The 1,048-nt window shown below is 63.5% G+C and carries 1 protein-coding gene; it reads right to left on the bottom strand.

Features of this window, described 5'->3' with window-relative positions; all coding sequences use genetic code 11:
- Nucleotides 1–303: 303 nt before the first annotated feature.
- Nucleotides 304–558, bottom strand: a complete 255-nt coding sequence (locus XH80_RS02940) for a PilZ domain-containing protein (RefSeq protein ID WP_271597259.1) — start codon at nt 556–558, stop codon at nt 304–306.
- Between the last annotated feature and the right edge of the window lie 490 nt (nt 559–1,048).

The raw sequence follows: 1,048 nt of genomic DNA, 5'->3' as shown, positions 1-1,048 counted from the left end.
CAATCAGTTGGCAGCGTGTCCGTGGGCGTGAGAGCCCGCTCCGGAGCTACAGCTTGATCAGCGTGCTTCATTGGCGTCGGGGGTGACGGCTTAATGTCGGGCGCACTTGGCGGTGCGGCTCCGAACCCTGCTTCTATGGGCGGGGTCGGGCATGCTGTCCTTTAGGGTGAGCCCCCCAGGCCCAGGCGCGCTAGCATCCCGCGCCGGTGCGCGAGCATGGGCTTCGAGGGATTGCCGTCTCTGACCTTCACATAGCTTGCCAGGATTAACTCGATGGTTTTTGACACTTTCTCCCCCAGAACGCTATGTGCCGTCCTCCAGAAACTCAACTCCGATCTGACTTCCCATGCGCCAGATCACGCGACACTGCTTGATCACGCGGTTGCGCTCAAGCATCAGAGTAAATAGTGGTCTGACGTAACGACTATCCGCCAATTCGATAGCGGCTCCGTGGTCGGAGATATTCCGCACGCGACAGCTCAAGCTCGAACCGTCACCTGAAATATAGGCGACCTCGTCGACTTCGGTGCGCTCCTGTCGTCGGCGATCGGTAGTCATCACTTTCACCAGGAGGTGTGGCGCGGCCTCGCGCCTGCTCGACGCTCGGCCACGGCTGGTCTCACTTCGCCGACCATTTCCCCATGGTCGCCGAGGGGCCCCCCCCCCCCCCCCCCCCCCCCCCCCCCCCCCCCCCCCCCCCCCCCCCCCCCCCCCCCCCCTGCTCATCGGTGAACGCTAGTGCGGCAGCGAAACGAGCGCAGTGCAACATCGCAATCCGCGTGCGGGTCCTTGCGTGTCCTGCGAATTCAATAGGAGGAGCCTGGTATTTCAACGGAGCTGTGCAACCCGGGCTAAGACTATCTTGTCGATGCGGCGGGCAGGCTGTGAGCGGTTGGAACGCGCGCGTCCAGTGTGCGGTTTTTAGCTACCTCGCCGCAGAAGCAGCGCGCAATCCCTTCCGCGCGTCGGCGATGTCGTGCTGCGGACGGACACAGCCATAGATGCTGACCAGCTATCCCGGGTGATCCGTGCAGTGCGAGCGTCACGA

This window comes from Bradyrhizobium sp. CCBAU 45384 (assembly GCF_028128665.1).
Classification (GTDB): domain Bacteria; phylum Pseudomonadota; class Alphaproteobacteria; order Rhizobiales; family Xanthobacteraceae; genus Bradyrhizobium; species Bradyrhizobium manausense.
This window is presented reverse-complemented; position numbering and strand designations above follow the sequence as displayed.

Excerpts from the sequence above, each read along its gene's own strand:
- XH80_RS02940 (WP_271597259.1), bottom strand. The coding sequence starts at position 558 with ATGACTACCGATCGCCGACGACAGGAGCGCACCGAAGTCGACGAGGTC.